Source organism: Gluconacetobacter tumulicola, assembly GCF_014174215.1.
GTDB classification, from domain to species: domain Bacteria; phylum Pseudomonadota; class Alphaproteobacteria; order Acetobacterales; family Acetobacteraceae; genus Gluconacetobacter; species Gluconacetobacter tumulicola.
Genome location: NZ_JABEQL010000019.1, coordinates 21,542 through 47,032 on the forward strand (window position 1 = coordinate 21,542; position 25,491 = coordinate 47,032).

Genomic DNA, 25,491 nt, shown 5'->3' on the forward strand with positions numbered 1-25,491 from the left:
TCAGTCGGTCCTCCCGGACTCGGTTTCGCGTTCGCGGTGCATGAAGGCGTGGACTTGCGGTTCGTCGCAGTGATCGTGGAGCCAGGACGGCGCACCATGGGCGATCGGGGTTTTGGTCTTGGCGTCGAGGAAGATCCCGTCATCGGCAATCTTGAACAGGCTGGGCAGTTCGTGGCTGACGATGACGATGGTGGCCCCCAGACCGTCGCGCAGGTTCAGGATCAGATCGTCCAGCCGGGCCGACGTGATCGGGTCGAGTCCGGCGGAGGGTTCGTCGAAGAACAATATGTCCGGGTCCAGCGCCATGGCGCGGGCCAGGCCGGCGCGCTTCTTCATGCCGCCGCTGAGCTCGGACGGGTATTGGTCGATGGCGTGCAGCATGTCGACCAGCCCCAGCTTGAGTTCCACCTGGCTGCGGACGGTGGCGGGGTCCATCTTCGTGAGCATCTGCATCGGCAGGGCGACATTTTCGCCGACCGTGAGCGAGCTCCATAGCGCAGTACTCTGGAACAGCACGCCGAAGCGCCGGCTGACCGTCTGGCGGTGGGCTGGATCGGCCGTCCAGTAATCCTCGCCATCGACCAGGTAATGGCCGGCGGTGGGGCGCAGCAGGCCGATCATGCTCTTGAGGACGGTGCTCTTGCCGCAGCCCGAGCCGCCCATGACGGCGAAGATGCTGCCGCGTTTGATATTGAAGGAGATGTCCTTCTGGATCACTTTCGGCCCGAACGCGAGCGTGATGCCCTGGAGGGACATCAGGGTGTCGCTTGTAGCGGTGGCGGGGGTTTGAGGCGCCATGTCAGATTCCGATCGTCGTCGCGATGATGGCGAAGATCGCGTCCAGCGCGATGACGCCCACGATCCCGACCACCACGGCGCGGGTTGCGGCCACGCCGACATCGGCGGCGCTGCGGCCGGCCTGCAGGCCGATGCGGCAACTGGTCAGCCCGATCAGGATGGCGAAGAAGATGCTCTTGATGAATCCGAACACGAACTGGTTCAGTGCCACGGCATTGAGCGTCTGGTGGAAATAGCCGGCGCCGGTGACGGACAGCATGCCGATCGCCACCGTGAAGCCGCCGAGCATCCCGACTAGGCACCCGTACAGATACAGGAAAGGCATGGTGGCGGTCAGGCTGAGGATCGACGGCAGGATGATATAGCTCGAGACCGGGATGCCGAAGACGGTCAGGGCGTCGATTTCCTCGTTGCCCTGCATGGTGGCGATGCGCGCGGCATAGGCGCCGCCGGTGCGGCCGGCCATGATGATCGCCGTCATGACCGCCGACATCTCGCGCACCATGGCGATGCCGACCAGGCTGGCGACGTAGATGTCGGCCGCGAATTTGCGCAGCTGGACCGCGCCGACGAAGGCCAGGATCGCGCCGACCAGGAAGTTCACGACGCTGACGATCAGCAGCGCCGACGGGCCGGCGTTGCGGATGTTCGACATCAGGTCGGTCAGGCGCATCCGGCCGCGCCCGGTCACGCTGGCCACGCCGCCGCGGGCGGTCTCGATGCCCAGCTCGGTCACGGTGCCGATTTCGGTCAGGCTGTCGATGGTGACGGTGCCGATGGCCGCCAGGGGGGCGAAGTGGCGGCGGGGCAAGGGCGGAGCGGGCGCGGGACGGTCGGGCAGCAGATCGAGCAGCTTGCGCGCCGCGTCCGGCAGGGTCTCGGCGCGCATGTCGAGATGGGCCTGTGCCGCGCCCTGCTTGAGGGCCCACAGGAAGCCGATCAGCCCGGTGTCCCAGCGCCCCAGCCCGTCGGTGCTGAAGGTCAGGGGCTGGTTCGGCCGGACCTGGTGCAGCCCGTCGGACGGGAAGGCGGGGACATGGCCCTGCTGCGCGATCCAGTCGCCGGACAGGACGATCACGTTGGCATTGTCGCCGGCTTGCAGGGACCATTCCGGTTGGCCGCGATCGGTACTGTTCACAGCCTCTCCATATCGCAGGACATCCCCGTGGCGGGTGGTCTGGGAAAAAGGGTGGGCGGGCGACGGGGTGCCGCGTACTGTTTCCTTATCAGATAGAGGCAGTTGGGCAAGGGGGCCGTATCAGGGATGCGGCGGCACGAGGACCCTGGCCCGCGTGGGGGGCACATCTCGACCCGTGGCGGCGGCGGCCAGGTCGTCCATCACCATGCGGGCCACGCCCTGGCGGTAATGGATCGGGTCCCAGAAATTGGCGCGGCTGTCGGCGAGGGGGCCGGGGATTTCGAAGTCGATCGCCATCGCGTGTGGCGTTGTGCGGGCGAGGGTGGCGATGGCGGTGCGGCAGGCGGCGCGCGTGGCGGCGACCTGGGTGCCCGGGGCTCCCTGCTGTTCGCGCGCCGAGGGGGGGAGCCACAGGATCTTGGTGGTTTCCGCCGGAATGGCGTCGAGCAGGCGGGCCAGGAAGGGGGTTGAAGCCGGGGGGGGCGCCGGCCCGTTGGCCGGGGCCGTATCGAACGTCCAGGTGCGGAACAATTCGTCCACCCGGTGTGGGTCGTAGAGCCTGTCGGGCGGTACGAAGCTGGCATAGCCGTCGGAGCCGAAACGCTGTTTCTTGTGCCCGATCAGCCACATGAACTGGTTGGCGGCTTCCTGCACCGCATACATGTTCATCATTTCCAGATAGCCGCGCCAGGGCGAGCCCTCGTACATCCAGTCGGGCATCGGGCGGTTGGGTCCGGATAGGCCGTGGCGGTCGGCGAAGCACCATTCGGCGTCGATATCGATCAGCACCACGCGCGGGGCGGGATGGTGGCGGAGGAACAGGCGCAGGATGCGGTCCTGTTCCCACGGCGTCGCGCTGTTCATGGCCATGTTGGCGAAATGGGCGCCGAACGGGGCGTCGAGGATGGCCGGTTGCAGCAGGCGGCCGGTCGAGGTGCCGACCATCGCGGAATCGAAGCGGGGGCTGACGGCCAGGGCCGGCATGCTGTAGCGCGCGTTGCTGGAAATCGGAATCCGGTGCCAGGGCGGCGACAGGGGCAGCATGCCCCATGGATCGACGAGGGCGACGAACAGGCAGACGAATGCCCCGACCCCGGCTGCCGTGAAGGCGAGCGCGCGGGCGAATCGGCGCCAGGCCGCGCCCTGGCCGGGATCAGAACTGGAAATAGATGAAGGCATCGGGAATCCGTCCGCCGATCAGTAGCAGCAGGAAGACGAAGGCGATCGCGGCGGGCACCGCGGCCAGCGGGCTGGGGCGCAACAGCCGCAGCATGGCCTCCTGCGAGGATGGGCCGACCAGCGCGACGGCCACGGCGATCCAGAACACCGCCGTATCGACGATTTTGGTATGGCCCGCCCCGCCCAGGCCGGCCATGCCGGCCAGCACGCGGCCGGCGGTCGGGAAATCGGGCGCGCGGAACAGGACCCAGCCGATGATGACGAACAGCATCGTCATCGCCCACCCCGCCAATGCCGGCAGGCGCAGGCCCGCGCGGGTCCAGGCATGGTTGACCGCCAGCCCCGCGCCATGCAGCGCGCCCCAGGCGACGAAGGTCCAGCCCGCGCCATGCCACAATCCGCCCAGCATCATGGTCGCCACCAGATTGACCATCTGGCGCGCCGGGCCGTGCCGGTTGCCGCCGAGCGGGATGTAGACGTAATCGCGCAGGAAGCGCGACAGCGTCATGTGCCAGCGCTGCCAGAAGGCGCGGATGCTGGTGGCGCGGTAGGGCACGTCGAAATTGAAGGGCAGGCGCAGGCCGAACATCAGCGCCATGCCGATCGCCATGTCGGAATAGCCCGAGAAATCGAAGAAAATTTCCAGCGTGTAGGTGAGGGCGGCGACCCAGGCTTCGGCGAGATTCGGCGTGGCGCCGCCTGCCGCGTGGGCGAAGAGCGGGTTGCAGGTCAGGGCCAGCGTGTCGGCCAGGCCGGCCTTCTTCGCCAGCCCCAGCAGCAGCAGCATCGCACCCCGCGACAGGTTCTCCCACATTGCGGGGCCGCGCGGATCGGCGCCGAACTGGGGCACGATTTCCGAATGGCGGACGATGGGGCCGGCGATCAACTGGGGAAAGAAGGTCACGAATTCCAGGAAATCGAGCGCGCCGCGCACGGGACGGGCGCCGCGCAGCAGGTCGGCGTGGTAGGCGATTTTCTGGAAGGTGAAGAACGAGATGCCCAGCGGCAGGAGGATGGTCCAGGCCGGCGGGGGCCGGCCAGCCGCCCAGGCCAGGCTGTCGGCGAAGAAATGCGCGTATTTGAAGAGGAAGAGGATCGTGAGGTTCAGCACGATCCCCGCGATCGGCCAGATGCGGCGCCCGGTAGCCGCCCAGGCGCGGCCCAGCGCCCAGTTGGCCAGCGTCAGCGCCACCAGTGCCGGGACGAAGTGCCAGTTCCACAGCCCGTAGAACAGCAGCGAGGCAGCGACCAGCACCGTCTGCCGCGCCGTGCGGTTGCCGGTGCACAGATAGAACAGCGCGAGCGTCGGCGGCAGGAAGCCGAGCAGGAACGCCTGGGTACTGAACAGCATGATGGTCGGGGGCGCGGCCTTACTGGTGCCGGAAGGTCACGACCAGCACGTCGCGCCAGGCGGGGCGCGCGGGGTCGAGCGGCCGGACGGCGGTGACGCCGTGATAGACGCGGTTATCGTCCACCAGGGCGGCGTCCAGCGGTTCGGTGAGGGTGAAATGCCCGACCGGGCGGCGATGGAGATCGTGGATCGTCGTCTCGCCGCTGGCCACGTTCTCGCGCTGGACCATCAGGACCAGCACCCAGTCCACGCCGTCGCGATGCAGCCCTTCGGGTGTCGGCTCGCCGGGTTCCTCGGCGCGGGCCTCGATGCGGAACTGGTGAATTTCGACATGCCAGGCGTCGGGGCGCCGGTCAGGCGGGGTGAGGTCCGTGACCAGGCGCCGCATCAGGCGCAGCACGGCGATCAGCGCCGGGTGGGTGCCGATGGCGGCCTCCACGGGGCGAAACCAGCGTTCGATGCCGCCATTCAGTTCGTTGTAATCGCGGCTCTGATAATGCGGCTGGTGCTTCTTGCGCTCGATCCCATCCGCCGCAACCGTGTAGGTGGCGTGCCGCCGCCGGCGATAGCGGCCGCCATCGGCCATGTAGCGGTCCAGCCCCAGCCGGTTCCAGCTTGCGGCGAATCCGTCCCAGTCGGCCAGGCCGTAGGGTGCGAGCAGGGCGTGGGTGGTGGGCGCATGCAGGAAGGCGAAGCCGCCCTGCGCCAGGGGGGATTCGACGTCGGCGAGATCGGCCGGCAGGAGCGTGTCAGTCATGCGACGGGTCCGGTTGGAGAGGCGCCGGCGCGGTGTTGGTATTGGCAGGCGGTGCCGGCTCGGCCTGTCCGATCATAAGGGGCGTGGTACCGAAATTGGTCATCATCGAAATGGAGGTGGGAACGGGGAACTTTACCCCTTCGGCGACCATGCGCAGGCCCAGCCGGCGATAATATTCGCGCGACACCTTCCACTTGCTGCCCGGCGTGGTGCGGAACGAGCCGATGAATTTCGCGCCGTTGCCGTCGGCATTGTCGACGCCGAGGAAGGCGAAGTCGCTCAGGATCAGCGGCGCGAACAGGTCATCGGTGCGCATGCTGGCGACGACGTCGGCCAGGATGGACGCCACGCGGTCCGGGCTTTCGCTGAGGTCGAGCATGAAGCTGACGACAACGACGTTATAGTCGCGCGAGGTGTTGGCGATGGAGGTGACGGACGAGAACGGAATGATGTGCACGTCGCCCGACGTGGTGCGCAGGCGCAGCGTGCGGATGGACAGATGTTCGACCGTGCCGGACACGCCCCCCGCCGTGACCCAGTCGCCGACCTGCATGGCGTTTTCCACCAGCATGAAGAAGCCGGTGATGAAATCCTTCACCAGGCTTTGCGAGCCGAAGGCGATCGCGGCACCCATGATGCCGGCGCCGGTGAGCAGCGGGGCGACGTTCAGCCCGATCTGCGACAGGGTGGTGACGGCGACGATGATGACGATGACCGTCAGCAGCACGGTGCGGATGATCGGCAGGACGGTGCGCAGCCGGATGGCGCGCGAGACCTGCTCGCTGGTCTCGTAGCGGTTGATCTGGTTCTGCAGGGCGGTGTTCGCGACTTCCCAGACCACGATGGCGACCGTGAAGGCGATCAGGATCGACAGGATGGCGGCGATGATCCGCGTGCCGAGTTCGCCGTGGAGGAAGAAGGAGAGGGCGGGAATACCCCATGCCTGCAGCAGGATGACGGCCGTGGCAAAGATCAGCAGTGCGGACAGGCAGCGCCGTGCATAGGGATAGTAATAATCGGCCCGGGCCCGCAGGCCCGGATAGCGGGATTCGACATCGTCATTGATATGGAACAGCCGGTTCTGGGCACCGAAGAGCAGCAGGGACAGCATGCGCGAGACGACGATGACAATGATGGTCAGGACCGTGGTGCGCCAGATCCAGGCATAGCCGCCCCGTGTATGGGTTGCCCAGACCAGCCACAGCGCCAGGTCGAACACCATGGCCGGCAGCCACCAGAGCTGCGCCAGGCGGCCGAGGAAGAGCCAGAACGAACTTTTCTGGAAACGGGCCGGCGGTTGCAGGGACGCGGCCACCTGATGGCGGATGCGCCAGATGAACACGGCGATCATGAGATGTTCGGCCAGCACCAGGGCGCGGATCAGGGCCTCGGTGCCGCGCGGGGCGAGGTGGAACAATCCGCCCAGCGTGGAGAGGCACACGACGATCGAGGGCATGGCGACCAGCACGTTCCACCAGCGCGTGATGATCCGCGCCGTGCGGTCCGACGCGCGGCACAGGCGGATGGTGGGCGATTTCGGCACCAGGACCGTTTCGACCAGCAGGTACATGCCGCGCGCCGCCACATAGGCGTTGGCCAGCGTCAGCGTGACCAGCTCCGCCTGATCGTTATCGCCGAAGAAGGTCGCCCCGGCATAGCCGACGCCCAGGAACAGCGCCACGGGCAGCAATTTGGTGAGCAGATGCAGCAGCGAGAAGGGAAACCGGCGGATGATGCGCAGGGTTTCGACCTGCTTGCGGTCGTCCTGGCGCCTGGTGTCCTCCACCGTGCGTTCGGCCTGGCTTGCGTTGGGCGGGACGGAGGCGCTGTCTTCGGCCTGGACCTGGGCCGCGCGCTGGTTCAGGCGGCGTTCGGCCTCGACCGCGCGGGCGGTGATGCTGCTCAGGGGCCGGCGCAGCGCGATCGACAGGCCGCGCTCGGCGGCCAGTGCGAGGACGATCACCAGTCCCGCGCGGCCGAACGCATCGAACAGCGTGTGTCGCGATGCCGGATCGGACAGTTCGGTGCGGAACCAGTGGCCGACGAAGGCAAGGTCGGCGAACAGGGCGGCGAATTCGCGCGCCTGGCGGACGATGCCGTTGCGCATGGTCGACAGTTCGTCCAGCACGTCGCTGCCCACGCTGTCGGGTTCCAGCGCCACATCCGACTTGTCGGACGATGCGGGAGGCGTGGCTGCGGCCGCCGGCGCGGCGGGCGCAGCCTGGGGCAGGCCGTTCGCGATTGCGGTCAGGGTGCGGGTGAACTCGGCGCGTTTCTGCGGGTCGTTCAGCACGCCCAGGACCTGCTGCGCCTGCTGGGCGGTCATGGAAGATGGCGGTGAGGATGGCGCGGCGTCGGCGGCGCGGCCGGGCATTGCAGGCAGGAGGAGCGAGCTGAGGAGCAGCGCCAGGATCGGCATCACCCGGCATGGGCGCCATCCGGCGCGGGGGAGGGAAGAACCGCGAACGGGGAGAACCGACATGCCTGGGTATGACCTCCTGGAAGATGGGCCGGGGTGGGACCGGATCGTCGATCGGAGCCTGACTGGACATGCGTGCCGGTGGGCGATCGGGCGCGCATGTCCGATCAGGCTCAGGGAGGCAGGATAGCGATCCGTGCCTGTCGCGTCACCGTATCGCGGTCCAGATGGTACAACATGTCCAGCAGCCGCATTTGCAGGCTGCCCGGTCCGGTGGCCTCGCGCGCCGCGCATTCCCCTGCCAGGCCGAGCAGGACCATGGCGTGCGCGCACGCGGCCATGGCGTCGGGTTCCACGGCCAGGCAGGCGCCGGCCAGTGCGGTGGCGGTGCAGCCCAGTGCGGTGACGCGCGTCATCATCTGGTGTCCGTTCGCCACGGTGGCGACCCGCGTGCCGTCGGTGATGTAGTCGGTGGCGCCGCTGACGGTGATGCAGGCGCCGGTTGCCTGCGCCAGCCGGCGCGCTGCCGCCAGGGCCTGTTCGGCTGTGTCCAGCGAATCCACGCCCCGTCCGGCGGCCGGTGGTTCGGCGTGACCGTCGCGCAGGTGGGCGAGCGCCATGATTTCCGAGGCGTTGCCGCGAATCGCCCGTGGGGCGTGGGCCAGGCTGTCCAGCGCGACGCGGGCGCGGAAGGGGAGGGCCCCCACCGCCACCGGATCGAGAATCCATGGTGTGCCGGCACGTTGCGCGGCGCGGGTTGCCCGCGCGATGGCGGCGGCCTGGGGAGCGGTGATGGTGCCGATATTGACCACCAGCGCGGCCGCCAGGGCGGCGAAGGCTTCGACTTCCTCTTCGGCATCGACCATGGCGGGCGAGGCGCCGAGTGCGAGCAGGGCGTTGGCCGTGCTGTTGGCCGCCACGATATTGGTGATGTTATGGACCAGCGGCGTGGCGGCCCGGACGCGTTCCAGCGTCGTGGCTACGGCGTCGGGGGTGAAGAGTGCGTTCGACATGGGCGGGGGCTCCCGCCCGCTCACGCCGGAGGGGTGAAGCTGACGAGGGCTTCTTCCTGCCGGCGGATGACGCAGGTGCCGGCCAGGAGATCGTGCAGGGTCTGCTTGCGCCGGGTCCATACCACCATCAGGAAGCCCAGGCCGAGCGTCAGGACGGACAGGAAATGGCCGAAATAGCGCAGGGTGGCGCGGCCGATGCCGATTCGCTGGCCGTGGAGATCGGCCACGCGCATGTGGCAGGCGCGCTTGCCCGGCGTGCCCTGCAGGCGCGAGGATTCGAACAGGATATAATAGAGCGCCGGCAGGAGAATTTGCAGGATCTCGTACAGCCCGTTCCCGTGCCATGTGGGATGGAAACCGCTATAGGAATAGGAATAATCGACCGGCACGTCGCGGATCACGTCGCTGATGCGGACGATGTCCGAGATCTGGTACTTGTCCGACGCCGAGCCGCCATTCGTCAGCGTGACGGTGAGGCTGGGGGAGAGCAGGAGCCGCATGATCGCGCCCAGCACGCTGAGGATGAACGCGTCGATGACCCAGGCCAGCGCCCGGAACCAGAAGCCCGCATAGACCCAGACATGGCGGGGATGGAGGCTGCCGAACGGATCGGAAAGCGGGGGCACGTCGGGCATGGAGCGGTCTCCGCGCGGGTCGGTCAGCCGGGATCTGTCAGCTGCGATAGGACCCGTTGATGTCGATATAGCCGTGGGTCAGGTCGCAGCTCCAGGCCGTGCCGGTGCCGTTGCCCAGGCCAAGGTCGATCGTGATCTCGATTTCCAGGCCCTTCATGTGGGCGACGACCGGCGTTTCGTCATAGCCCGGGACGACGGTGCCTTCGCGCGCGATCCAGACGCCGCCGATGGCGACCGACAGCGTGTCGCGGTTGGCGGGTTCGCCGCTCTTGCCCACGGCCATGACGACGCGGCCCCAATTGGCGTCCTCGCCGGCGATCGCGGTCTTGACCAGGGGGGAATTGGCCACGGCCATGGCTACCTTGCGGGCGGATTCGTCGCTGACGGCGCCCTTGACCTGGATCTCGATCAGCTTGGTCGCGCCTTCGCCGTCGCGCACCACCAGCAGGGCCAGTTCCAGCAGCAATGCGTTCAGCGCCTGGGTGAACGGCGCCAGCGCCGGGTCGGTCGGGGTGGTGACGGGCGGGTTGCCGGCCTGGCCGGTGGCGAACAGCAGCACCATGTCGGAGGTCGAGGTATCGGAATCGACCGTCGTGCGGTTGAAGCTGCGGTCGGTGCCGGCGGCCAGCAGGGGCTGCAGGACCGAGGGGGGCAGGGTGGCGTCGGTGGCCACGAAGCACAGCATGGTCGCCATGTCGGGCGCCACCATGCCGCTGCCCTTGGCGATGCCCTGGATGCGGACCGGCACGCCGCCGATCTCCGTCTCGCGCACCGCGGCCTTGGGGAAGGTGTCGGTGGTCATGATGCCGCGCGCGGCGTCTTCCCAGCCGGTTTCCGAAAGGGTGGCGTAGAGGCCCGGCAGGGAGGTGGAAATCTTCTCGAAGGGCAGGACTTCGCCGATCACGCCGGTGGAGGCCAGGAAGACCTCGCTGGCCGCGCAGCCGACCAGGCGGGCGGCATCGGCGGCATTGGCCTGGGTGGCTTCATATCCCGCGCGGCCGGTGAAGACGTTGGCATTGCCGGCATTGACCACCAGCGCGCGGGCCGAGCCGTCGGGCAGGGCGGCGCGGCACCAGTCGACGGGTGCGCCGGGGCATTTGTTGCGGGTGAAGACGCCGGCGACCGTGGTGCCGGGGACGAAATCCGCCATCACCAGATCGGTCCGCCCCACATAGCGGATGCCGGCCGCCGCCGCGCCGAAACGCACCCCGGCCACGGGCGGAAGGTCCGGTAGCGCGCGGGCGAGGGGGGATACGGGGAGGGGAGCCATCGGTCCGGTCTTCTTTTCTGGGGGCGGTATGGTCCGACCCGCCGGGGGCCGGGGAATGGATATGGGTCTTTGTAGACCGATCGCACCCCCGTTTCATGTGAAACCGGGGGTGCGTCCGGATGGGTCGTTATTTCTTGGCCGGAGCTGCCGGGGCCGCCGCCGGGGCGGGGGTGTCGGCGATCGGCTTGCCGCTGGGATCGTAGCGCACGACCTTGACGGTGGAGACCGCCTTCTCGACCGCGTCGCGGACGCCCTGCTGGATCAGCTTCTGGCGGATTTCGTCACGCACGGCGTCCAGCTTGGGCACGGCGGCGGTGCGGGTTTCCAGCACCTCGATCACGTGCCAGCCGTACTGCGTGTGCACCGGCGTCTGGCTGATCGTGTGGGGCTTCAGCGTGAAGGCGGCATCGGAGAAGGCCGGCAGCATGTCGCCCTTCTTGAACCAGCCCAGGTCGCCGCCATTCTGCTTGGCCGACGCCTTGTCGGTCGACAGCTTGGTGGCCAGGGCCGCGAAATCGGCGCCGCCCTTGAGCTGCTTGATGATGTCCTTCGCCTCGGCTTCCGTCGCCACCAGGATATGGCGGGCGTGGACTTCCTGCTCCGGCTTCTTGTTGGCGTAGTTCTGGTCGTAATAGGCCTGGATCGCGGCGTCGGTCAGCGTCGGCGTGACCTTCTGCGACAGATAGGCGTTCTGCAGCGCGTTGGCGGCGGCGGTCTGCATCTGCTGCTTGACCTCGGGCTGGCTCTCCAGCCCTTCCTTGTGCGCCGCGAGCTGGATCGCCTTCTGGTCGATCAGCTGGTTCAGCAGCATCGGGAAGATCATGTTCGGCGGCAGCTGGCGGAGCTGCTGCGGCATGCCGGCGGCGGCCTGGCGCACGTCGTCGAGATGGATGTCTTCACCATTCACGCTGGCGACGACGGGGTTCGGGTTGGCCGGGGGCGCCGGCTGGGCCGTGGCGGCGGCGGGCGCGGGCGCTGCGGCCGGGGCGGCATGGGCATGAGGAATGGAAAGCGCAGGAACGAGCAGGGCTGCCGCCAGAATGGAGGCTGCCGGGCTGGAAGGCCGCATGTGTTGAGAACCCTAAGATATAAAGCGTCCGAGGCATCATGGCCGAGGCCGCCCGGTCCTGCAAGGCTGGGCGGGATGGGTTGGACAGGAGGCTGTTTCAAAAGCGCCGAGGGTGAGCGGAAGCGTGGCGCGAGCCGCGCGTCTGGCGGTGGTTTTGAGCATCGGAGCGGAGCGGCCTTGATGGCCGAGAGCACCGAAGCGCAGGAAACCGCCGCCAGCGGGGCTTTTGAAACAGCCTCTCGGGCCGGCTTCGGTTGACCGGTGGCGGTGTGGGTCCTATCTCAGATGCCGCGCGCGAGAATGCCCTTGCTCCAGTTTCAGCCCGTCCGGGGGTCCGGCCGGGTGTGGGGCCGCGCCATTCCGGAAGGTCTACATGTTCGCCAGTCTTGCCCGTGCCCTGTTTGGAACCGCCAACGATCGCTCTCTGAAGGCATTCCAGCGCCGCGTGCCCGAGATCAACGCGCACGAACCCGCGTTGCGTGCGTTGGATGACGCGGCCCTTGCGGCCAAGACGGTGGCGTTCCGGGAGCGGATCGCGAACGGCACGTCGCTGGACGCGCTGCTGCCCGAGGCGTTCGCGGTGGCGCGCGAGGCGGCGCGGCGCGTGCTGGGGATGCGCCATTTCGACGTGCAGCTGATCGGCGGCATGGTGCTGCATGCCGGGCGTATCGCGGAGATGCGGACCGGCGAGGGCAAGACGCTGGTGGCGACGCTGGCGGTGTATCTGAGCGCGCTGGCCGGCAAAGGCGTGCATGTGGTGACGGTCAACGATTATCTGGCCCGCCGCGATGCCGAGGAAATGGGCCAGATCTACGCGTTCCTGGGGCTGACCACGGGCGTGATCGTGCCCAACATGGCCGACGAGGAACGGCGTGCGGCCTATCGGGCCGACATCACCTACGGCACCAACAACGAATTCGGCTTCGATTATCTGCGCGATAACATGAAGTACCGGATCGAGGACATGGTGCAGCGCCCTTTCCACCATGCCATCGTGGACGAGGTGGATTCGATCCTGATCGACGAGGCGCGGACGCCGCTGATCATCTCCGGCCCGGCCGATGACAGTTCGGACCTCTACCGCTCGGTCGACGAGGTGGTGCGGGAGCTGGTCAAGCTGCCGGACGCCTTCGAGAAGGACGAGAAGTTCCGCACCGTGATCCTGACCGATTCGGGGTCGGAACAGGTCGAGACCATGCTGCGCGAGGCGGGGGTGCTGTCCGAGGGCGGGCTGTACGACATCCACAACATCGCGGTGATCCACCACGTGCAGCAATCGCTGCGCGCCCAGACGCTGTTCTCGCGCGATGTGGATTACATCGTCCGTGGCGGCAAGGTGATCATCATCGACGAGTTCACCGGCCGCATGATGGATGGCCGCCGCTATTCCGACGGGCTGCACCAGGCGCTGGAAGCCAAGGAGCATGTCGAGATCCAGCAGGAAAACCAGACGCTGGCCTCGATCACCTTCCAGAATTACTTCCGCCTCTATCCCAAGCTGTCGGGCATGACCGGCACGGCGATGACCGAGGCCGACGAGTTCGCCGAGATCTACAAGCTGGACGTGGTCGAGATTCCGACCAACCTGCCAGTGTCGCGCCAGGACGGGGATGACGAGGTCTACCTGACCGCGCGCGAAAAATACGATGCCGTCAGCACGCTGATCGAGGAAATCGCCAAGACGCCGCAGCCGGTGCTGGTGGGCACGACCTCGATCGAGAAGAGCGAGTATCTGTCGGAGCTTCTGAAGAAGCGGGGCATTCGTCACAATGTGCTGAACGCGCGTTTCCACGAGATGGAGGCGACGATCGTGGCCCAGGCCGGCGCGCCGGGGGCGATCACGATCGCCACCAACATGGCCGGGCGCGGCACCGACATCAAGCTGGGCGGTAATGTGGAGATGCGCATTCGCCAGGAGCTGGCGGATGTGACCGACCCCGAGGAAAAGGCGCGGCGCGAGGCCGAGATCCGTGCCCAGGTGGCGGAATATCACGGCATCGTTCGCGCTGCGGGCGGGCTGTATGTGATCGGCACCGAGCGGCATGAAAGCCGCCGGATCGACAACCAGCTGCGCGGCCGTGCCGGGCGGCAGGGCGACCCGGGCAATTCGCGCTTCTTCATCTCGCTCGAAGACGATCTGATGCGCATCTTCGGGACCGAGCGCATGGGCGGGATGCTCCAGCGCCTGGGTCTGAAGGACGGCGAGGCGATCGTTCATCCGTGGATCAACAAGGCCCTGGAGCGCGCGCAGAAGAAGGTCGAGGCCCGCAACTTCGACATGCGCAAGAACACGCTGAAATATGACGACGTCATGAACGACCAGCGCAAGGAGGTCTACGCCCAGCGCAAGGAATACATGGCGGCCGAGGATCTGTCGGCGACGGTGCAGGAGATGCGCGCCGACGTGACCCATGACATGGTGCGCCGGCGCATCCCCGAGAAGGCCTTCGCCGAACAGTGGCAGAGCGCCGAGCTGGCCGAGGACGTGCGCGAGACACTGGGGCTGGATCTGCCGATCGTCGACTGGGCGCGTGAGGACGGGGTGGATGGCGATGTGGTGACCGAGCGGCTGGATCAGGCGGCGACGCAGGCCCAGGCCGCCAAGGCCGCCAATTTCGGCCCCTCGGTGATGCGCTATATCGAGAAGCAGGTGCTGCTGACCACGTTCGACTCGGCGTGGAAGGAGCATCTGCTGGCGCTGGACCAGATGCGCCAGGGGATCGGGCTGCGTGCCTATGGCCAGAAGGACCCGCTGAACGAGTTCAAGCACGAGGCATTCCAGCTCTTCAGCGCCATGCTCGACGATATGCGCCTGCGTGTGACCTCGACCATGGCGCGGGTGGAAGTGGCGCCGCCGGTGCTGGACAATCCGTTCTCGCACGCCGCCGAGATCCATGCCGATCCGCATGTGCCGGGCCTGACCTCGGAGCCCGGTCCGGGCGCGCTATTTGCCGAGACGGCGGGTGACGTGACGATTGCAACCCCGATCGGGGCCAGTGCGATCCTGCCTGATGACCCGTCGAGCTGGGGCGAGACGCCGCGCAATGCGGCCTGCCCTTGCGGGTCGGGGAAGAAGTACAAACACTGCCACGGCCGCCTAGCCTGAATGTTGGCCCGGAAACGCGCGCTGGTGGCGATCCGTCGCGCGTTTCCTGCGCTCCGGTGCTCGGAAGCACGCGACGGGCGCGGCCCTTCGGGCCGCTCTCGCTCACCAGCCCACGTTTCCGGGCCAACATTGAGTGGGGCGGATCGGCGGTTTTGATGAAGATCTAGAGATTAGAGAAGACGGACGATGGCGGGTCATTCGCAGTTCAAGAACATCATGCATCGCAAGGGCGCGCAGGATGCGCGTCGGGCCCGGCAGTTTGCCAAGGTGATCCGCGAGATTACCGTGGCGGCGCGGTCGGGCCTGCCTGACCCGGCGAGCAATCCGCGCCTGCGGGCCGCGATTTCGGCGGCGCGCGAGGTCAACATGCCGAAAGACACGGTCGAGCGCGCGATCAAGAAGGCGACGGGTGCCGGTGGCGGCGACGATTATGTGGAAGTACGCTACGAGGGCTATGGCCCGGCGGGCGTGGCCGTGATCGTCGAGGCCCTGACCGACAACCGCAACCGCACGGCATCCGACGTGCGGGCCGCGTTCTCGAAATATGGCGGGTCGCTGGGCGAGACCAATTCGGTGTCGTTCATGTTCACCCGGCTGGGCGTGATCACCTATCCGGCCGGCGTCGCCAGCGAGGACGAGATGCTGGAGGCGGCGATCGAGGCTGGCGCCGAGAATGTGGAAAGCACCGCCGAGGGGCATGAGGTGACCTGCCCGGTGGAATCGTTCTTTGCGGTGCGCGATGCGCTGGAGACGCGATTCGGCGAGCCGGCGAGCGCGAAGTTCGACTGGCGGCCCGGGACGGTGGTGACGCTGGACGAGGAAAAGGCGCGCACCGTGCTGAAGCTGATCGACGTGCTGGACGAAAGTGACGACGTGCAGGCCGTCTATGCTAATTTCGACCTGCCCGACGACGTGGCCGAGACATTGTCGGCCTGACCGGGTTGTCCATGGTCCGGCTGCTGGGCATCGATCCGGGCCTGCGCTTTACGGGGTGGGGGATCATCGACGTGGCGGGCAACCGGCTGTGCCATGTCGCCGATGGCGTGATCGCGACCGATGGCGACGTGGCGGTGCCCGAGCGGCTGCGTTGCCTGCATGACGGGTTGATGGAGCTGGTGCATCGGTTCGCGCCGGCCGAGGCGGCGGTGGAGGAAACCTATGTCAACCGCAACGGGGCCTCGACGCTGAAGCTGGGCTATGCGCGCGGGGTTGCGTTGCTGGTGCCGGCGCTGGCCGGAATCGCGGTTTCCGAATACGGTGCCATGGCGGTGAAGCGGGCGGTGGTCGGCACCGGTGCCGCCAGCAAGGAGCAGGTGGAGATGATGGTGCGCCGCCTTCTGCCCGCAGCGACGATCAAGCGGGCCGATGCCTCCGACGCGCTGGCGGTGGCGATCTGCCATGCGCATCATCGTGCCAGCGCCCTGCGCGTGGCGGGCGGGACGCGCATGGCATGATCGCGCAACTGACCGGACTGGTCGGGCAGGTCGAAGCCGATCGCTGCGTGGTCGATGTCCATGGCGTGGGGTATCTGGTCCATGCCTCGACCCGTACCCTTTCCGCCCTGCCCAGCCCGCCGGAAACGGCGCGGGTGCTGGTGGAGACCGTGGTGCGCGAGGATGCGTTCCTGCTCTATGGTTTTGCCGACGCGGCGGAGCGCGACTGGTTCCGGCTGCTGACGACGGTGCAGGGGGTGGGGGCCAAGCTGGCGCTGGCGATTCTCTCCGCGCTCTCGCCGGGTGAGGTGGCGGCCACCATCGCGGCGGGGGACAAGGCCGGGCTGACGCGGGTTTCGGGCGTGGGAGCACGGCTGGCCGAGCGGATTCTGACGGAACTGCGCGACAAGGCGGGCAAGCTGCCCGTCGGCCCCGGTGTGGTGCTGCCGGGCCGGCCGGCCTCGGCCGGAGTCGAGGGCGATGTGCTGCTGGCGCTGGCGGGGCTGGGCTTCCGCCGGGCCGAGGCGCAGCCGGTGGTGGTGCGGATTCTGGCGCGGCTGAAGGAGGCCGGCGCCGGGCAGGAGGCCGACCTGGACGTGGTGATCCGTGAAAGCCTGCGGGAACTGGCGCGATGAGCGAATTGCCCCCTCGCGCGGTCGATCCCTCGCGGATGGACGAGGATTCGGCCGAGGCCGGGCTGCGCCCGCAGACGCTTGAGGATTTCACCGGGCAGAAGGCCAGCCGCGAGAATCTGGCGATCTTCATCGCCGCCGCGCGTGCGCGGGGCGAGGCGATGGACCATGTGCTGCTGCATGGGCCGCCGGGCCTGGGCAAGACCACGCTGGCGCAGATCGTGGCGCGCGAGCTGGGGGTGGGTTTTCGGGCGACGTCGGGGCCGGTGATCCAGCGCGCGGGTGATCTGGCGGCGATTCTGACCAATCTGCAGCCGCGCGACGTGCTGTTCATCGACGAGATCCATCGCCTGCAGCCGGCGATCGAGGAAGTGCTCTATCCGGCGATGGAGGATTTCCAGCTCGACCTGATCATCGGCGAAGGGCCGGCCGCGCGGTCGGTGCGCATCGACCTGTCGCCCTTCACGCTGGTTGCGGCGACCACGCGGGCCGGCCTTCTGGCCACGCCGCTGCGCGACCGGTTCGGCATTCCGCTGCGGCTGGTGTTCTACACGCCTGAGGAATTGCGGCAGATCGTCTCGCGCGGGGCGCGGAAGCTGCAATTCGACCTGACGCCGGAAGGGGCGGAGGAAATCGCCCGCCGGTCACGCGGGACGCCGCGCATCGCCGGCCGCCTGTTGCGGCGGGTGCGCGACTTTGCCTCGGTCTCGCGCGCCGGCGCGGTGGATCGGGCGATGGCCGATGCCGCGCTGTCGCGGCTGGAAGTCGATTCGCTGGGGCTGGATGCGATGGACCGGCGCTATCTGCGGCGGATCGCCGAGCACCATCATGGCGGACCGGTGGGGGTGGAGACGCTGGCGGCGGCGCTGGCCGAGGCCCGCGATACGCTGGAAGATGTGGTGGAACCCTATCTGATCCAGGAAGGGCTGGTGCTGCGGACCAGCCGCGGACGGATGCTGGGCGAACGGGGATGGCGCCATCTGGGGCTGCAGCCGCCGGCCCGCCTGGCCGACCAGGGCGATCTTTTGTTGGGAGATGACGGATGAAGCACAGCATCCCGTTCCGCGTCTATTACGAGGATACCGATGCGGGGGGTGTTGTCTATCATGCCCGCTATCTGGCCTTTGCCGAACGGGCGCGGACCGAGGCGATTCGCGGGCTCGGCCGATCGGCGTTTTCGCTGCTGGAAGAATATGGGCTGGCCTTCGTCATCCATCGCGCCGCGATCGACTACAAGCGGCCGCTGCGGCTTGACGATATCGTGACCGTGACCACCCGCCTGATCGAACAGGGCCCGGCGAGCTGTCGGCTGGAGCAGGAATTCCTGCTGGGGGAGATATGCTGCGCGCGTCTGGACGTCCGGCTGGCGTGCGTGCGTGCCGCCGACGGTCGGGCTGCCCGATTTCCGCCTTTATGGCGTGATCTTCTGACCGGGTTGCTGGACTAGGGCGAGGCGTTTTTCCGCGTTTCTGTCCGGGAGAAATTTTTTCCGTGCGGCGGGTGCGTCCCGCCGTGGGGGGTGCTTCTGCTTTCTCCTGGAAGCCTATAAGGAACAGTTTGGAAAGCAGTGTGGGACTGCCCCGACTCGGCGTCGGGAGCGGGGTGCCGAAGCTGTGTGCGGAAGGTGCAGGAGGCGTTTTTGGACCAAGCGGTTAACGCGGCGAATCTGGGCGCGGCTGCGTCCGACCTGTCGCTGTGGAGTCTGTTTCTGAACGCGGCGATCATCGTCAAGCTGGTGATGATCGGCCTGGCGGTCAGCAGCGTCGTCGTATGGGGCATCATTTTCGACAAGATCGTGACCCTGCGGCGGGTGAATCGCGAGGCGTCGGCGTTCGAGGACAAATTCTGGTCGGGCGGCAGCCTGGACGATCTGTACGAATCCGATGGCGCCAAGCCGCTGCACCCGATGGCGGCCGTGTTCGGCGCCGCGATGGGCGAATGGCGCCGCTCGGCACGCATCGCCGGCATCGACCTGGCGCGCGGCGGGGTGAAGGAGCGCGTCGACCGCGCCATGAACATCACCATCACGCGCGAGATGGAGCGGCTGGGCCGCTGGATGATCTTCCTGGCCACGATCGGGCCGGTGGCGCCGTTCATCGGCCTGTTCGGCACGGTGTGGGGCATCATGCACGCGTTCGGGTCGATCGCGGCGATGCACAACACCAACCTGGCCGTGGTGGCCCCCGGTATTTCCGAAGCGCTGTTCGCCACCGCCATCGGCCTTGTGACCGCCATTCCGGCGGTGATCGCCTATAACGTCATCAGCAACAGTCTGGGACTGTTCGAGGACCGGATGGCGGCCTTCGGCACCGAATTCGCCGCGATCCTGTCCCGCCAGTCCGAAGAAAGGGGCTGAATCATGGGCGTTTCCCTCGGTGGAGGGGGCGGCCGCCGCGGGCGTCGCCGCCCCATGTCGGACATCAACGTCACCCCGCTGGTCGACGTCATGCTGGTGCTGCTGATCATCTTCATGGTGACGGCGCCGATGATGACCAGCGGCGTGAATGTGGACCTGCCGAAGACCGACGCGGCGCCGGTCAATGCCGACACCAAGCCGATCACGGTGTCCATACGCAGTGATGGCGCGCTGTATCTGGGCGACAATCCGGTGTCGTCGGACCAGCTGGTGGACCAGCTGCGTGCGGCGGCGCAGAACGACCCGTCGCACCGCATCTTCGTGCGGGGGGATTCGCATATCGATTATGGGCGCGTGATGGAGGTGATGGGCCGCATCACCGCCGGCGGCTTTACCCATGTCGCTCTTCTGGCCCAGCAGCCGCCCTCGGGCGGCGGCGCGCCCTGACGCCATCGGGTAGGAGAGCCGCAATCGTGGTTCCGCCGCGTCGTTCCGAACGTAACCTGATGCGGCGGTCGATCGTCGCATCAGGTGTCGCGCATATGGTGCTGCTGGCGGCCGTGCTGCTGGGGCTGCCGGTTTCCGTGCCGCCCGAGCCGCCGCCCCCGCCGACCATCGAGATGGAGTTCGCCCCCTCGGACAGCGGCGGTACGCCGCACAAGGCCGACAAGCCGGCGCCCAAGCCCGCCCCGGCCCCGGCCCCCGTGCCGCAGGAGGCGCCGCCGGCCCCGACGCCGCCGGTCAAGGCGCCGAACGAGGAAGCGGCCCCGCCGCCGCCTCCGCCGCCGCCCATGCCGCCACCGCCGGAGACGCCGCCGGCGAAGCTGCCCGATACCCCGGTGCCGCCCAAGGTCGAGCAGCCGTCGCCCGATGCCGTGCCGACACCGCCTTCCCTGCCGTCGCCGCCGGTGCCGTCGCATGAAGCGGCCCCGCCGTCGCCGCAGCCCGAGCCCGCGCCCCTGCCCAAGATGCAGCAATTCTCGCACATCACGCAGCCGAACGAGGCGAAGAAGGCGGTGCCGGATACCCATTCGCTGCTAGCGACGCTGGATGCGTTCCGTGCCGACCAGAAGCAGACCCATCCGCCGAAGGCGCGGGCGAACCCGGTGCAGGGCGGGGCGCCCGACGGGGGCGGCGCGCCGGATGGCGACATCACCAATGCGCTGAGCTCGGCCGAGCAGAAGGCGATCGGGAACGCCGTCCGCCGCTGCTACACCGAGGATACGGCGGCGAAGGATTATGCGCAGTTCGTGGCCCATCTGGTGGTGACAGTGGATGGCGCGGGCATGGCCCGCATCGTCCAGTTCGCGCCCGAGACCCAGGCGCGGATGGCGGGCGATTCGTCCTATCGCGCGCTGGCTGAACGGGCGCGTGCGGCGGTGCTGAGCCCGACCTGCGCGCAACTGCCCATACCCAAGGCGATGCTGGGGCAAACCCAGCAGCTCAAATTCGTTTTCCGTCCGTGAGGCAGCCCAGGCGCTGCCCCGTCGGTGCGTTCGAGGAGAAGACCATGCGTCCGAGTGACCTTCCGCTGATTTCCGATGTCGAGGCCTCGCTGCTGGCGACCCATTTCGGCCGCCGTGCCCTGCTCGGGGCCGGAGCCGTCGCCGCCGGTGTCCTGGCCATGCCGCTGTCCGCGCTGGCCCAGGCCGCGCCCGGCGCGCCGGGCGATGCCGAGATCACGGTGGACCAGGCGCGCACGGCGCCGATTCCCATCGTCATTCCGGTGCTGGGCGGCGATGCGGGGCAACTGGTCAGCAGCGTGATTTCCGGTGACCTGGGCAATTGCGGCCTGTTTGCCCCGATCAATGGTGCGCTGCCGGTCGGCGTGCCGGATTTCGGCACCTACAAATCGCTGGGCGCGCGGGCGCTGGTCAGTGGCACCGCCACCACGGGCGCCGGGGGACTGCGCGTCGAGTTCCGGCTGTGGGACGTGCTGACCGGGCAGCAGATCCAGGGCACGGCCTACACCGCCGGGGCCGGCGACGCGCGCAAGATCGCGCATATCATCGCCGATGTGATCTATGAGCGGCTGCTGGGCGAGAAGGGATATTTCAACTCGCGGATCGCCTATATCGCGCGGTCCGGCCCGCGGACGCACCAGACCACCCGGCTGGCGATCATGGACCAGGATGGCGCCAACAGCCATTATCTGTCCGGTGGCCAGTGGCTGACCCTGACCCCGCGTTTCAGCCCGGTCAGCGACCAGATTGCGTTCATGTCCTACGCCAACAACCGTCCGCGCGTGTACGTGCTGAACCTGGCGACGGGGCGGCAGCAACTGCTCGGCGATTTCGACGGGATCTCGTTCGCGCCGCGCTTCGCGCCCGACGGGCATACGGTCATCATGTCCGTCACGCGCGGCGGGGGATCGGACATCTATTCGGTCGACCTGGCCTCGCGCGGCAAGCGGCAGCTCACCAGTTCCGGCGCCATCGATACCAGCCCGTGCTACAGCCCGGACGGGTCGCAGATCGTCTTCAATTCCGATCGCGGGGGTACGCCGCAGCTTTACATCATGAGTGCCGGCGGGGGTGGGGCGAAGCGGATTTCCTACGGCAATGGCATATATGGCTCGCCAGTCTGGTCGCCGCGCGGCGACCTGATCGCCTTTACCCGCATTGCCAACGGCAGTTTCTCGCTGGGCGTGATGGTGCCCGACGGCACTGGCGAGCGCATCCTGACCCAGGGCTTTACCGTGGATACGGCGACCTTCTGCCCCAATGGCCGGGTGCTGGCCTTCTGCCGCCAGACGGCGGCGGGAGCCGGGGGGGCGGGGTTCTCGTCCTCGATCGGCACGATCGACATCACCGGCTTCCACGAGCGCTCGATCCCGGCGGCCGGCATGGCGTCCGATCCGGCCTGGTCGCCGCTGAACGGCTGAAAACACGCCGGGAAGGCGCGTTACTGTGCTTTTCAGGCCGATGTACAAAACAAGATGCCCGGCATGTGTTACGGGCATCTTGACGGTCTGTCATGTCTGGCGCTAACGGGCGAGTGGGCTCCACTGTTCGTATAGTTCTGTCGTCGGGTTGTTGACGGAACAAAACGAGTATCGGAACCAGATAAAGCTTACCGGCAACTTAATCATATGGTTCCGTGCGGGAACCGATCTCAGGATCTAAAACCAATGAGACTGAAGCTTCTTGGTGCGCTTGGCATGGCCGTTTTTCTCGCGGCGTGCTCGGACGATACGAACAAGGGCGCCACGACCGGAACCGGTGCTGCCGCCCAGAGCACCGGCGTGACGCCCGGCAGTGAAGCCGATCTGGTCGCCAATGTTGGCGATCGCGTCTTCTTCGAGCTGAACAAAAACAACCTGTCCAGCGAAGCCCAGGCGACGCTGGACCGCCAGGCTGCTTGGCTGGCGAAGTATCCGCAGGTTACCGTGCAGCTCGCCGGCAACTGTGACGATCGTGGCACCGAAGAGTACAACATCGCCCTGGGCGAGCGTCGTGCCAACGCGGCGCGCGACTACCTGGTGGCCAAGGGCGTTGCCGCCTCGCGCATCACGACGATCTCCTACGGCAAGGATCGTCCGACCGCGACGGGTGACAACGAGGAAGCCTGGGCCCAGAACCGCAACAGCATCACGTCGGTTCGCTGAGCGAACCGGCCGACGCGTTCGGCTGAAGGAAGCCGGCCAGGTGTTTTCACCTGGCCGGCTTTTTTATTTTGTCGTTGCCTCGTCTTCATGGCTGGACCGTGCGTGATCTCTTCACGCCTTCGGGGAGGGCGTGCATAAGGGGTGGCGTTTATGACCTCGTATCGTCGCGCCCGGCGATCGGCATTGGTCCGGCCGGCGGCGGTGCGTTCATGGAGACATCCGTATCATGCGGTCTGTTGCCTTCCGCCCTTTTTTGCCGTTTCGACATCGCGGGGGACTGACCCCGCGCGCAAGGGGGCTGGTGATCCTGACCCTGCTGGCCGGCCTGTCGCCGCTGGCGGTCCGGGCGCAGGATACCGAGCAGATGACGAGTCGTGAGGGGATCGCGCTGCAGAACCAGATCATGGATCTGCGCCAGCAGCTTTCGCAGATGCAGTCGGCGGCGCCCTGGGGGCAGGGGAACGGGCAGGGCAATGGCATCCTTCCGCCGCCCGCGCCCGAGGCTGGCGGCAATGGCGGCCCGCCGGCCGGTGGCGATCTGACGGCGCAATTGCTGGACCGGGTGATGACCCTGGAGCAGCAGGTGCGCGACATGCGCGGGCAGCTCGACCAGCTGACCAACCAGGTGCAGCAGCAGAATGCGACCCTGGCGAAGCAGATCGACGACATGAATTTCGCCATGCAGAATGGTGGCCACCCGGCGCCCCGGCCGGATGCACCCCCTACGGAGGCTGGACCCGCTGCTGCGGCCGGTGCCGGAGAGGCGCCAGCGGCCAAATCCACGCCCGAAACCATGCTGCGGGACGGCAATGCGGCCCTGATGCATGGGGATTATGCGGCGGCGCAGGCGGCCGCCAAGCAGGTGCTGGCCGGCCCGCGCGGCCCGTTGCAGATCGACGCGCAATTCCTGCTGGCGCAGTCGCTGGCCGGGCAGAAGCAGTATCGGCAGTCGGCCGTGGCCTATTACGATACCTATAACCGCTCGCCGCGCTCGGGCCGGGCGCCGGATGCGCTGCTGGGCGTGACGGCGTCGCTGCTGGCGATGGGGGACAAGAATTCGGCATGCCAGGCCCTGGCCAAGCTGAAGAGCGAGTTCCCGTCGCCGGCGCCGCGCGTCAAGACGGCTGAGGCGGCCTATCGCACCCGCGCCGGATGCCACTGAGAGCGTGACCGGAGATGCGCGCTGGCGGCGATCCGACGCGCGTTTCCTGTGCTCCGGTGCTCACGGCCATCAAGGCCGCTCCGCTCCGGTGCTCGGAAACGCACGCCGGGCGCGGCCCTGTGGGCCGCTCTCGCTCGCCAGCCCACATCTCCGGTCACGCTCCTGAGCTCGGCCTTGCGGGCCGCTCTCCGTTCGCCAGCCCACATCTCCGGTCACGCTCTTGAGCCCGGCCGTCGAGAGGGATTCCGAGGGTGGCTGGATTATGGATGATGGTTGGTTTGCCGCCATCATGGCGGGGTTGGGGCCCTGGGTGCCGGATGGGGCGGGCATGCCCGAGGTGGGTATTGCGGTGTCGGGCGGGGCGGACAGTCTCTGCCTGGCCTATCTGGCGGGGCGGTGGCGCCGGGCGGTGCGGGCGCTGATCGTCGATCATGGGTTGCGTCCGGCGGCTTCCGCCGAGGCGCGTCTGACCCGCGACCGTCTGGCGCGGCTGGGTATTCCTGCCGAGATCCTGGTGCTGGAGGGGGTGCGGCCCGGCCCCGGCCTGGCCGACCGGGCGCGGCGTGCGCGCTATGCGGCCCTCTCGGCCGCCTGTCGCCGGGCGGGCATCGTCGACCTGTTGCTGGGGCACCATGCCCGCGACCAGGCGGAAACCATGCTGATCCGGCGCCGTGCCGCCAGCGGGCCGGACGGTCTGGCCTGCATGGGCGCGGTGACGTTTACTCGGGACCTGCGCCTGCTACGCCCGTTGCTGGATATTGAGCCGGCGAGCTTGCGCGGCACGCTGCGGCGCGCGGGGCTGGAATGGGTGGAAGACCCGTCGAACGTCGATCAGCGGGCCGAGCGCGCCCGTCTGCGGGCCACGGTGTGCGCCGATCCGCCGGCGGTGATGCGGCTGCAGGCGGAGGCGCGGGAGGCGGGGGTTGCGCGCATGGTGCGGGATGCCGAACAGGCGCGGTGGCTGGCGCGTGGCGTGACGGCTGCCGAGGGCGGCTGGGTGGGGCTGACGGAAGACCCGGCTTGCCCGCGTGCGCTGGCCTTTCTGCTGCGTGCGGTATCGGGGCGGGATTATCTGCCGCCTGCGCGGGCGGTGGCGGCGCTGTGTGCCGATCCGCGGCCGGCCACGCTGGCCGGTGCCTCCCTGATGGCGGCGGGCGCGGCCTTGCGCCGCGCCGGGTTGCGCTGGCTGCTGCTGCGCGAGGAGGCGGCGATGCATGCCCCCATGCCGGCGGCGGAGGGATGTGTGTGGGACGGGCGCTTTGTGCTGTCCGCGCCGCATGGGGCCGACCTGCGGGGGGTGACGGTCGGGGCGGCGGGGCCGCCGGGGCGGTGGATGCCGCCCCCGGACTGGAAGACGCCGTGGCCGGCCCGCGCGCTGCGCACCCTGCCGGCCCTGTTCCGCGCCGGGCGGGTGGTCGGGGTGCCGACGATAGGGATCTGCCACGATCCGGCGCTGGCAGGGGTGCGCCTGACGCTGATGCCCGGCGCGGTGGCAGTCGAGGCGGGGCGTTTCGCGGGGGGCGATTGACCGGTTGGCAGGCGGATTTTCGCGCCGGGGGGCAATAA

Annotated in this window: 23 protein-coding genes; 13 read left to right on the forward strand and 10 right to left on the reverse strand. The window is 68.1% G+C overall.

The window, feature by feature from the left end:
* The 10 genes from HLH29_RS13515 to HLH29_RS13560 form a co-directional block, all read right to left on the reverse strand.
* Positions 1-798, reverse strand: coding sequence for an ABC transporter ATP-binding protein (locus tag HLH29_RS13515; protein ID WP_182967678.1), 798 nt, complete (start codon positions 796-798; stop codon positions 1-3).
* 1 nt (position 799) lies between these two features.
* On the reverse strand, positions 800-1,936 hold the full coding sequence (locus tag HLH29_RS13520) for an ABC transporter permease (RefSeq protein ID WP_182967680.1): 1,137 nt from the start codon (positions 1,934-1,936) through the stop codon (positions 800-802).
* Positions 1,937-2,056: 120 nt separating this feature from the next.
* Positions 2,057-3,115, reverse strand: coding sequence for a hypothetical protein (locus HLH29_RS13525; RefSeq protein WP_182967682.1), 1,059 nt, complete (start codon positions 3,113-3,115; stop codon positions 2,057-2,059).
* Complete coding sequence (locus tag HLH29_RS13530; RefSeq protein WP_182967684.1) at positions 3,090-4,466, reverse strand: MBOAT family O-acyltransferase; 1,377 nt, start codon at positions 4,464-4,466, stop codon at positions 3,090-3,092. Before HLH29_RS13530 ends, HLH29_RS13525 begins: the two co-directional genes overlap by 26 nt.
* A gap of 19 nt (positions 4,467-4,485) precedes the next feature.
* Positions 4,486-5,223 (reverse strand): 2OG-Fe dioxygenase family protein, encoded by a 738-nt coding sequence (locus tag HLH29_RS13535; protein WP_182967686.1) that lies wholly within the window; start codon positions 5,221-5,223, stop codon positions 4,486-4,488.
* Entirely contained in the window at positions 5,216-7,705 is a 2,490-nt protein-coding gene (locus HLH29_RS13540; RefSeq protein ID WP_182967688.1) for a mechanosensitive ion channel family protein, read from the reverse strand. Before HLH29_RS13540 ends, HLH29_RS13535 begins: the two co-directional genes overlap by 8 nt.
* Before the next feature lie 110 nt (positions 7,706-7,815).
* Positions 7,816-8,655 carry a hydroxyethylthiazole kinase gene (thiM, locus tag HLH29_RS13545; protein ID WP_182967690.1) on the reverse strand — a complete coding sequence of 280 codons (840 nt, stop codon included), beginning with the start codon at positions 8,653-8,655 and terminating at the stop codon, positions 7,816-7,818.
* Between the two features lie 20 nt (positions 8,656-8,675).
* Positions 8,676-9,290, reverse strand: coding sequence for an RDD family protein (locus HLH29_RS13550; RefSeq protein WP_182967692.1), 615 nt, complete (start codon positions 9,288-9,290; stop codon positions 8,676-8,678).
* Between the two features lie 37 nt (positions 9,291-9,327).
* Positions 9,328-10,560: a bifunctional glutamate N-acetyltransferase/amino-acid acetyltransferase ArgJ gene (argJ, locus tag HLH29_RS13555; RefSeq protein WP_182967694.1), complete on the reverse strand. Its 1,233-nt coding sequence runs from the start codon at positions 10,558-10,560 to the stop codon at positions 9,328-9,330.
* A gap of 127 nt (positions 10,561-10,687) precedes the next feature.
* The gene (locus HLH29_RS13560; protein ID WP_182967696.1) at positions 10,688-11,629 is read right to left on the reverse strand and encodes a peptidylprolyl isomerase; all 942 of its coding nucleotides are present in this window, start codon (positions 11,627-11,629) and stop codon (positions 10,688-10,690) included.
* Between the two features lie 373 nt (positions 11,630-12,002).
* Here HLH29_RS13560 and secA point away from each other — a divergent pair, with 373 nt between their 5' ends.
* The 13 genes from secA (at position 12,003) to tilS (ending at position 25,453) form a co-directional block, all read left to right on the forward strand.
* A complete protein-coding gene (gene secA / locus HLH29_RS13565; protein WP_182967698.1) occupies positions 12,003-14,735 on the forward strand; it encodes a preprotein translocase subunit SecA in 2,733 nt (910 codons plus the stop codon).
* Between the two features lie 186 nt (positions 14,736-14,921).
* Entirely contained in the window at positions 14,922-15,671 is a 750-nt protein-coding gene (locus HLH29_RS13570; RefSeq protein WP_182967700.1) for a YebC/PmpR family DNA-binding transcriptional regulator, read from the forward strand.
* 11 nt (positions 15,672-15,682) lie between these two features.
* Positions 15,683-16,189 carry a crossover junction endodeoxyribonuclease RuvC gene (ruvC, locus tag HLH29_RS13575; protein ID WP_182967702.1) on the forward strand — a complete coding sequence of 169 codons (507 nt, stop codon included), beginning with the start codon at positions 15,683-15,685 and terminating at the stop codon, positions 16,187-16,189.
* Positions 16,186-16,803: a Holliday junction branch migration protein RuvA gene (ruvA, locus tag HLH29_RS13580; RefSeq protein ID WP_182967704.1), complete on the forward strand. Its 618-nt coding sequence runs from the start codon at positions 16,186-16,188 to the stop codon at positions 16,801-16,803. The genes ruvC and ruvA overlap by 4 nt, the downstream gene beginning before the upstream one ends.
* Complete coding sequence (ruvB, locus tag HLH29_RS13585; RefSeq protein ID WP_182967706.1) at positions 16,800-17,846, forward strand: Holliday junction branch migration DNA helicase RuvB; 1,047 nt, start codon at positions 16,800-16,802, stop codon at positions 17,844-17,846. Before ruvA ends, ruvB begins: the two co-directional genes overlap by 4 nt.
* Positions 17,843-18,247 carry a tol-pal system-associated acyl-CoA thioesterase gene (gene ybgC / locus HLH29_RS13590; RefSeq protein ID WP_220791518.1) on the forward strand — a complete coding sequence of 135 codons (405 nt, stop codon included), beginning with the start codon at positions 17,843-17,845 and terminating at the stop codon, positions 18,245-18,247. The genes ruvB and ybgC overlap by 4 nt, the downstream gene beginning before the upstream one ends.
* A gap of 192 nt (positions 18,248-18,439) precedes the next feature.
* A complete protein-coding gene (gene tolQ, locus HLH29_RS13595; protein ID WP_182967708.1) occupies positions 18,440-19,156 on the forward strand; it encodes a protein TolQ in 717 nt (238 codons plus the stop codon).
* Between the two features lie 3 nt (positions 19,157-19,159).
* Entirely contained in the window at positions 19,160-19,603 is a 444-nt protein-coding gene (gene tolR, locus HLH29_RS13600; RefSeq protein WP_182967710.1) for a protein TolR, read from the forward strand.
* A 26-nt stretch (positions 19,604-19,629) separates the two neighbouring features.
* Positions 19,630-20,622 (forward strand): energy transducer TonB, encoded by a 993-nt coding sequence (locus HLH29_RS13605; RefSeq protein WP_182967712.1) that lies wholly within the window; start codon positions 19,630-19,632, stop codon positions 20,620-20,622.
* Between the two features lie 44 nt (positions 20,623-20,666).
* Positions 20,667-22,040 (forward strand): Tol-Pal system beta propeller repeat protein TolB, encoded by a 1,374-nt coding sequence (gene tolB, locus HLH29_RS13610; RefSeq protein ID WP_182967714.1) that lies wholly within the window; start codon positions 20,667-20,669, stop codon positions 22,038-22,040.
* Between the two features lie 246 nt (positions 22,041-22,286).
* The gene (pal, locus tag HLH29_RS13615) at positions 22,287-22,763 is read left to right on the forward strand and encodes a peptidoglycan-associated lipoprotein Pal (RefSeq protein WP_182967716.1); all 477 of its coding nucleotides are present in this window, start codon (positions 22,287-22,289) and stop codon (positions 22,761-22,763) included.
* Between the two features lie 226 nt (positions 22,764-22,989).
* Positions 22,990-23,925, forward strand: coding sequence for a tetratricopeptide repeat protein (locus HLH29_RS13620; protein ID WP_246374248.1), 936 nt, complete (start codon positions 22,990-22,992; stop codon positions 23,923-23,925).
* Positions 23,926-24,187: 262 nt separating this feature from the next.
* A complete protein-coding gene (gene tilS / locus HLH29_RS13625; protein WP_182967718.1) occupies positions 24,188-25,453 on the forward strand; it encodes a tRNA lysidine(34) synthetase TilS in 1,266 nt (421 codons plus the stop codon).
* The last annotated feature ends 38 nt before the right edge of the window (positions 25,454-25,491 follow it).